11 protein-coding genes and 1 pseudogene are annotated in these 6,849 nt (G+C 69.6%); 4 read left to right on the forward strand and 8 right to left on the reverse strand.

Features of this window, described 5'->3' with window-relative positions:
* From V6M42_RS07365 to V6M42_RS07385, 5 genes and pseudogenes are all read right to left on the reverse strand, one after another.
* Positions 1 to 159 (reverse strand): annotated as a pseudogene (locus V6M42_RS07365) (Holliday junction branch migration DNA helicase RuvB); the annotation flags it as partial.
* A 172-nt stretch (positions 160 to 331) separates the two neighbouring features.
* Complete coding sequence (ruvA, locus tag V6M42_RS07370; RefSeq protein ID WP_332661286.1) at positions 332 to 949, reverse strand: Holliday junction branch migration protein RuvA; 618 nt, start codon at positions 947 to 949, stop codon at positions 332 to 334.
* Positions 946 to 1,476, reverse strand: a complete 531-nt coding sequence (gene ruvC, locus V6M42_RS07375; protein WP_332661288.1) for a crossover junction endodeoxyribonuclease RuvC — start codon at positions 1,474 to 1,476, stop codon at positions 946 to 948. Before ruvC ends, ruvA begins: the two co-directional genes overlap by 4 nt.
* Before the next feature lie 45 nt (positions 1,477 to 1,521).
* A complete protein-coding gene (locus V6M42_RS07380; protein ID WP_332661290.1) occupies positions 1,522 to 2,208 on the reverse strand; it encodes an MgtC/SapB family protein in 687 nt (228 codons plus the stop codon).
* A gap of 72 nt (positions 2,209 to 2,280) precedes the next feature.
* Positions 2,281 to 2,973, reverse strand: coding sequence for an MgtC/SapB family protein (locus V6M42_RS07385; protein ID WP_332661292.1), 693 nt, complete (start codon positions 2,971 to 2,973; stop codon positions 2,281 to 2,283).
* 145 nt (positions 2,974 to 3,118) lie between these two features.
* Between V6M42_RS07385 and V6M42_RS07390 the strand changes: the two genes are divergently transcribed.
* Positions 3,119 to 3,325, forward strand: a complete 207-nt coding sequence (locus tag V6M42_RS07390; protein ID WP_332661294.1) for a hypothetical protein — start codon at positions 3,119 to 3,121, stop codon at positions 3,323 to 3,325.
* 14 nt (positions 3,326 to 3,339) lie between these two features.
* On the opposite strand, the gene V6M42_RS07395 is transcribed toward V6M42_RS07390, so the two are convergent.
* Together V6M42_RS07395 and V6M42_RS07400 are read right to left on the reverse strand one after the other, a co-directional pair.
* On the reverse strand, positions 3,340 to 3,519 hold the full coding sequence (locus V6M42_RS07395) for a hypothetical protein (RefSeq protein WP_332678031.1): 180 nt from the start codon (positions 3,517 to 3,519) through the stop codon (positions 3,340 to 3,342).
* 6 nt (positions 3,520 to 3,525) lie between these two features.
* Positions 3,526 to 4,299 carry a YebC/PmpR family DNA-binding transcriptional regulator gene (locus V6M42_RS07400; RefSeq protein WP_332661298.1) on the reverse strand — a complete coding sequence of 258 codons (774 nt, stop codon included), beginning with the start codon at positions 4,297 to 4,299 and terminating at the stop codon, positions 3,526 to 3,528.
* Positions 4,300 to 4,468: 169 nt separating this feature from the next.
* Here V6M42_RS07400 and V6M42_RS07405 point away from each other — a divergent pair, with 169 nt between their 5' ends.
* A complete protein-coding gene (locus V6M42_RS07405) occupies positions 4,469 to 4,669 on the forward strand; it encodes a hypothetical protein (protein ID WP_332661300.1) in 201 nt (66 codons plus the stop codon).
* Here the strand turns inward: V6M42_RS07405 and V6M42_RS07410 are convergent.
* Positions 4,666 to 5,103, reverse strand: coding sequence for an acyl-CoA thioesterase (locus tag V6M42_RS07410; RefSeq protein ID WP_332661302.1), 438 nt, complete (start codon positions 5,101 to 5,103; stop codon positions 4,666 to 4,668). The genes V6M42_RS07405 and V6M42_RS07410 overlap by 4 nt on opposite strands.
* A gap of 195 nt (positions 5,104 to 5,298) precedes the next feature.
* On the opposite strand from V6M42_RS07410, the gene V6M42_RS07415 reads away from it, so the two are divergent.
* Positions 5,299 to 5,748: a GNAT family N-acetyltransferase gene (locus tag V6M42_RS07415; RefSeq protein ID WP_332678032.1), complete on the forward strand. Its 450-nt coding sequence runs from the start codon at positions 5,299 to 5,301 to the stop codon at positions 5,746 to 5,748.
* A gap of 46 nt (positions 5,749 to 5,794) precedes the next feature.
* Positions 5,795 to 6,849, forward strand: a 1,055-nt coding sequence (locus V6M42_RS07420; RefSeq protein ID WP_332678033.1) for a zinc-dependent alcohol dehydrogenase family protein, incomplete at its 3' end; no start/stop codon positions are given.

The raw sequence follows: 6,849 nt of genomic DNA on the forward strand, positions 1-6,849 counted from the left end.
CAGCGCCTCGCCCCGGCCGCGCGCGGCGTCGATGAAGACCTTCAGATTGCCCTTGGCCTGCTCCTGACCGACGAACTCGGACAGGGTCTGCGGCCGCAGGGCGCGATCGTGGACCTCGCCGGGGACGGGCGCGCCGGAGACGATGCGGTCGTCGGTCATCTGGCCACGTTCCCCCCTCTGTCGTCATCCTCGGGCTTGACCCGAGGATCAGAGGCAAGGCCGGGCTGTGCGTCCGGGGCGGCCCGGCGAGCGTAACCACGCATCAGCCCCCGAGCACCGGACGGTCTGATCCTCGGGTCAAGCCCGAGGATGACGGGGGAGGAAAGGAGGATCACCGCCCCAGCTCCTGCAGGGCCGCGCGGATGACGGCCGACAGTTCGGCGTCCTCGCCGAGGCGGATCAGCGCCTGATCCACGGCGCGGCGGGCGTTGATCTCGGCCACGCCCAGACCCAGCAGGGCCGAGACGGCCTCGCCCGTAACGCTGGGAACCGGGGCGGCGGCCTCGGCGTGCATGCCCGTCGCGCTCGGCGTGAACGACACATCGCCCAGCGGCTTGCCCTTCAGTTCGGTGACGATGCGCAGCGCCAGCTTGGGCCCGACGCCGTTGGCCCGCGCCACGGCCGCCTTGTCGTCGCGCGCCACCGCCGCCGCCAGCTCGCCCGGCGGCAGGACGTCCAGCACCGACAGGGCCGCCTTGGGCCCCACGCCCTGGATGCCGGTCAGGGTGGTGAAGGCCCTGCGCTCGTCGCGGGTCAGGAAGCCGTACAGCCGCGGCCCGTTTTCGGCCGACCAGCTGGATTCGATATGCAGGGTCGCCTCGTCGCCCGGCGCCGGGAGCCGCTGCAGGGTCCGCGCCCCGCAGGCCACGACATAGCCCACGCCGGCGCAGTCGATCAGGCAGTGGTCCTGCTCGACCTCGGCCAGCAGGCCTCTCAGACGCCCGATCACGCGGCGCCCCTCAAGGTGGTCAACAGGGCCCGCTTGCGCAGCTGGGCGTGGGTGATGGCGACGGCCAGGGCGTCCGCCGCATCGGCCTTCACGTCGCCGGCCGAGGGCAGCAGCCGCTTCACCATGAAGGCGATCTGGCTCTTGTCGGCGTGGCCGGCGCCGACGACGGCCTTCTTGATCAGGTTCGGCGAATACTCCGCCACCGGCAGGCCGCAGCGCGCCGGCGCCAGCATGACCGCCGCCCGGGCGTGGCCCAGCTTCAGCGTCGACGACGGGTTCATGTTGACGAACACCTCCTCGATCGCCGCCTCGTCGCAGCTGTGGGCGGCGCAGACCTCGCCCACCGCTTCCAGCAGAAACAGCAGCCGCTCGCTGAACGGCGCGGCCTCGGGCGGAGCGATCACCCCGTGCGCGACCCAGCGCAGACGCGACCCCTCGGCCACCACGACGCCCCATCCGGTGCGGCGAAGGCCGGGGTCCAGTCCCAGGATGCGGGTCGACCCGCCAGGAATCAGGGTGTTCGTCATTCGTTCCATTCATGCCTCAAACGAGGTTGACGAACAATGACCGGCCTATTCGTCGCGCGGCATGACCGAGAACTCGGCCAGACCCTTCTCGGCCGACAGCCGGGTGACCAGTCCGTCGATGTCCATCGGCATCTGGCCCTTCACCTTGATGTGGTGCTCGTGCTGGGCCCCCGACTGGCAGATGACGTGGCCGACGCGGACCGCCTTCATGCCGGAACCGTTGAGCAGATGGCGCAGGGCCTTCTCGGCCGGCGCCGCGCCGCGCTTCCAGCGCAGGGTCACGTCCATCACCCCGATGTGCGGCAGCTTGGCGTCCAGCAGGCGCAGCACCGCCAGAACGGCCAGGGTCGCGCCCGACCCGATCAGGGCCAGGTCCAGCATGCCGACGCCGAACAGCACCCCGATCGCCGAGGTGACCCACAGCGACGCCGCGGTGGTCAGGCCATGAACCGAAAACCCCTCGCGGAAGATGACGCCCGCGCAGAGGAAGCCGATACCGGTCAGCAGGCCGTGCGACATCCGCGTCGGATCGATCACCACCGTCTGTCCGGGCAGGGCGGTGAAGGCCCATGTCGCCTGGTGCATGGCCGCCAGCATCAGCAGGCAGGAGGTCAGACACACCAGAATATGGGTCCGGAACCCCGCCGGATGCCCGTGGTAGGTACGTTCTATTCCGATCAGCCCCCCGGCTGTCATGGCCGCCGCGACGGGCCAGACCAGATCCTGGTACATCTGTGTAAATCGCTCCGCAAACTGACGAATCTCCAGCCTAGTACCGGGAGTCGTTCGCGATCAAGCGGACCGTCAGTCGTCGCGGGGATCCAGCTTGTAGGCCGTCACGCCCTCAATAGTGCGCAGGCGTTGGGCCAGATCCTTCAACGCCGCCTCGTTCTCCAGCTTGAGGCGGAAGCTGCGGCGCAGGCGCTCGCCGCCGTCGATCAGTTCGAATCGGTCCGCGCGCCGGGCGCGGTCGACGGTCTCCAGCGCCGCCTCGATCCGCGCCTCGGCCTCCAGATCGCCGCGCGCCCAGACCACTTCGGCGTCGACCACCGACTTCTGCGGCAGCTTCAGGCTGACCAGCCTCAGGGCCACCAGGATCGCGAGGGTCAGGACGGTCCCGGTCACGCCCAGCGCGAACAGGCCCGCCCCGAACAGCAGTCCGAGCGAGGCGGTGATCCAGAGCGACGCCGCCGTCGTCAGCCCGTGGATCGAGAAGCCCGACCGGAAGATCACCCCGGCGCACAGGAAGCCGATGCCGGTCAGCACGCCGTGGGCCATCCGGGTCGGATCGCTGACGATCTCGGTTCCCGCCATCGGCAGGAAGCGCCAGGCGCCCTGCGAGACCGCCGCCTCCATCAGCAGGGCCGAGGCCAGGCAGACCAGAATGTGGGTGCGGAACCCGGCCGCCCTGCCCCGCCATTCGCGCTCGAAGCCGATCAGCCCGCCCGCCAGAACGGCGGCCAGCAGGGGCAGGGCGAAACCGGGCAGGTCAGTCATGTCCATGCTGCGGCAACGGTCGGCATGTCGCACCGTTCCGCGCCTGCGCCCGCGCGTCGCAACGCCGGTTTCGGGAACCTGTGTCCGCAACCCGACGTTACGGCGCGTGCCGTTCCGAAAGAAGGCCACGCAACAGGAGTGGGCGATGCACGGCCCGACCGACCGTCGTCTCGACGACGAAAGCTTCGCCGCCCTGAAGGCCGAGGTGCTGCGCGCTGCGGTCGAACTGTCCGACGATCAGCTGCTCGACCTCACGGACGCCATGCACGTCATCATGCGCCTGCGCCGGCCCGGCCGGCCGATCCGTCATCCTGACGGCTGGGTCACGGACGAGCTTCGCAGCTTCGCCTGAAGGGTTTCGGCGCTTCAGACGTCAAGATCGGCGGGGACCGCCGAAGCGGACCTCTCGCGCTTCTCCTCAATGTATTTCGTGCGTTCCACTCTCATCGACAGGATGACCACAAGGATCAGCACGGCCGCTCCGACGCCCAACAGCGTCCAGACGACCAGCCATCCGACCCTCCGAAGCTCGTCATCGGCGGCCACCGGGACTCAGCCCGCGTATTTCGCCAGGTCCTCGTCCGGGATGTCCTCGTTCGAATAGACGTTCTGCACGTCGTCCTCGGCGTCCAGCGCGTCCAGCAGCTTCATCAGCGTGCCGACCGCCTCGCCGGTGACCGTCACCTCGTTCTGCGGACGCCAGACCAGGGCCGTGGATTTCGCGTCGCCGAGGATTTTCGACAGGGCCTCGGCCACCTCGTTCAGGTCCTCAAAGGTCGTCCAGATGGTGTGGCCCGGCGCGTCCTCGTAGATGTCCGGCTTGACCAGATCGCTCTCGACGTCCTGGGCGCCGGCCTCGATGGCGGCCTCCATGACCGCGTCCTCGGTGCCCGCCTCGGCCGGGTAGATGATCCGGCCCACGCGGTTCCACATGAAGGCGACCGAGTTCATCTCGCTCAACTGCCCGCCGTTCTTCTTGAACGCCGCGCCGATGTTGGAGGCCGCGCGGTTGCGGTTGTCGGTCAGGGCCTCGACGATGATGCCCACGCCGCCGGGGCCGCGGCCCTCGTAGCGGACCTCTTCCATCGTATCGACGTCGCCGCCCGCGGCCTTGTTGATGGCGCGCTGGATCACATCACGCGGCAGGCTTTCGGCCTTGGCGTTGTTGACCGCCAGACGCAGGCGCGGGTTCATGGCCGGATCGGGCATGCCCAGCTTGGCGGCCACGGTGATGTCGCGCGACAGTTTGGAGAACAGCTTGGAGCGCTGCGCATCGGCGCGCCCCTTGCGGTGCATGATGTTCTTGAACTTGGAATGGCCGGCCATGAAGCTCTCTTGAAGTGGGCGCTATCGTTCGCCGCGCGGCGGCTCACTGCATGAGCGCGGACGGCGAGGATGGAGCCAGCGCATCTAGCCGAAGCCGCGTGCGCTGTCACGACACAGGAACCGCCCGCGCCTCCGGACATTCTTCCTGCGTCCCAACGGAGCCGTATCCATGACCGCCGAAGACGTCATCTACGACGCTGACCTGTACCACGACGGCGATCTCGACGAGGCCGACATCGTCGAATGGTACGAGACCCGACCCCTCACCGTCTCGACCCCCGTCGCCGTGGGATCGATCGTCGGCGCCTTCACCCTGGGCGTTCTGACGGCCGTGGGCGCGCTGGCGCTGATGGGACGGCTGGACGACTAGGTCTTCAGACTCTCGAGGAACCCCCGCATCTTGTCGTCGACCGGCACGGGCCGCTTGGTTTCGCGGTCGACATAGACGTGGACGAAATGACCGACCGCCGCCGCGTCGTCCTCGTTGTTGCGGAACAGGCCGATCTCGTAGCGGACGGAGCTGGCGCCCACATGCGCCACCCGAACCCCGGCCTGGATCTCGTCCGGGAAGGCGGTCGGCGCGAAGTAGCGGCACCCCGTTTCGGCGACCAGTCCGATCACCGGACCCTTGTGGATGTCCAGCACGCCGTTGACGACCAGCAGCCGGTTCACCGCCGTGTCGAACCACGAATAATAGACGACGTTGTTCACGTGGCCGTAGACGTCATTGTCCATCCACCGCGTGGAGATGGCCTGGAACCGGCGATAGTCGCCCCGCTTCGTCCGTTCGATCGTACCGGTCACGCACGCACTCCCTGTGTTTCCAACCCGCGCCGTTCGGCGTCGTTCGTCAGATCGAGCCTTTAGCCTCCCCGCCCCACCGTCAAGCCGTCTCGTGGCGCGCACGCCCGGGTTCCCGGCAGATTCTCCGTCGCGGCCATTCCATCAGGCGGTTCGTCCCGCCTAGGGTGCGCGACGACCTCGAACCGGGAGACCGCCATGAGCAGGGCCGAAGTGATCGAACTGGCGGCGGGATCCGCCGACCGGCCCCTGTGGCTCGATCGCGCGGAGGCCCTGCACCGCGACTTCCGGCCCCACATTCCCGGGGCCTATCGGGACTATATGGACGCCGTCCTCGCCAACGGCGGCGAGATGGCCGTGGCGGCCGTCGGCGACCGCGTCGTGGGCATAGCGGTCTACAGGCTGCTGATCTCGACCTTCGGCCGGCGTCTCTACGTCGACGACCTCGTGGTCGACGAAACGGAACGCAGTTCGGGACACGGCCGCCTGCTTCTGGACTGGTGCGAGGCCGAGGGGCGACGCCGGGGCGCGCACCGCCTCGACCTGGAATCCGGGACCTGGCGCGCCCGCGCCCACCGCTTCTATTTCCGCGAGGGCATGACCATCTTCGGCTTCAGCTTCAACAAGCCCCTCAACGAAGGCTTCTGAGGCGCCGGACTTGGCGGACGCGGCGTCAAGCGCCTAGCCTGCCCGCATGCAGACCACAGCCGCCGTACTCCGCACCATGGGCGCCGCCCGTCCCTATGCGGACAGCCGTCCCCTCTCGATCGAGACCGTGACCCTCGACGCGCCCGGACCCGGAGAGGTGCGGGTCGCCATCAAGGCCGCCGGCCTGTGCCACTCCGACCTCAGCGTCATCAACGGCGACCGGCCCCGCCCCCTGCCCATGGCCCTGGGCCACGAGGCCGCCGGCGTGGTCGAGGCGCTGGGCGACGGCGTCGCGGATCTGGCCGTCGGCGACCATGTCGTCATGATCTTCATGCCGTCCTGCGGCCACTGCAGCCCGTGCGCCGGGGGCCGCCCCGCCCTGTGCGAGCCCGGAGCCGCCGCCAACGGCAAGGGCGAACTTCTGACCGGCGGCCGCCGCCTCCATGACGCCGCCGGCGACCTGAACCACCACCTCGGCTGCTCGGCCTTCGCCAGTCACGCCGTCGTCTCGCGCCGCTCGCTGGTCAAGGTGGACGCCGACCTGCCGTTCGAACACGCCGCCCTGTTCGGCTGCGCCGTCCTGACCGGCGTCGGCGCGGTGGTGAACACCGCCGGCGTCCGGGCCGGCCAGAGCGTGGTCGTGGTCGGACTGGGCGGAGTCGGCCTGTCGTCGGTGCTGGGCGCCCTCGCCGCCGGCGCCTCGCCGGTGATCGCGGTCGATCTGTCCGAGGACAAGCTGGCGCTGGCCCGCACCCTCGGCCCGGTGCGGACGGTCAACGCCGCCGACGCCGACTCCGTCGAACAGGTCCGGGCCCTGACCGGCGGCGGGGCCGATTTCGTGTTCGAGATGGCCGGCTCGGTCAGGGCCCTCGACGCCGCATGGCGCATGACCCGGCGCGGCGGGACCACCGTCACCGCCGGCCTGCCGCCGCCCGAGGCGGCGCTGGCCGTCAATGTGGTCTCCCTCGTCGCCGAGGAACGCACGCTGAAGGGCAGCTATATCGGGACCTGCGTGCCGAGCCGCGACATTCCCCGCTACGTCGCCCTGTTCCGGCAGGGACGGCTGCCGGTCGACCGCCTGCTGACCGGGGTCATCCCCCT

This window comes from Brevundimonas sp., from assembly GCF_036677305.1.
In the GTDB taxonomy this organism is placed as follows: domain Bacteria; phylum Pseudomonadota; class Alphaproteobacteria; order Caulobacterales; family Caulobacteraceae; genus Brevundimonas.

What these genes read in the sequence shown, in the direction of transcription:
- ruvC (WP_332661288.1), bottom strand. Translation starts at nt 1,476, where the DNA reads ATGACGAACACCCTGATTCCTGGCGGGTCGACCCGCATCCTGGGACTG.
- V6M42_RS07380 (WP_332661290.1), bottom strand. Translation starts at nt 2,208, where the DNA reads ATGTACCAGGATCTGGTCTGGCCCGTCGCGGCGGCCATGACAGCCGGG.
- V6M42_RS07385 (WP_332661292.1), bottom strand. Translation starts at nt 2,973, where the DNA reads ATGACTGACCTGCCCGGTTTCGCCCTGCCCCTGCTGGCCGCCGTTCTG.
- V6M42_RS07390 (WP_332661294.1), top strand. Translation starts at nt 3,119, where the DNA reads ATGCACGGCCCGACCGACCGTCGTCTCGACGACGAAAGCTTCGCCGCC.
- V6M42_RS07400 (WP_332661298.1), bottom strand. Translation starts at nt 4,299, where the DNA reads ATGGCCGGCCATTCCAAGTTCAAGAACATCATGCACCGCAAGGGGCGC.
- V6M42_RS07405 (WP_332661300.1), top strand. Translation starts at nt 4,469, where the DNA reads ATGACCGCCGAAGACGTCATCTACGACGCTGACCTGTACCACGACGGC.
- V6M42_RS07415 (WP_332678032.1), top strand. Translation starts at nt 5,299, where the DNA reads ATGAGCAGGGCCGAAGTGATCGAACTGGCGGCGGGATCCGCCGACCGG.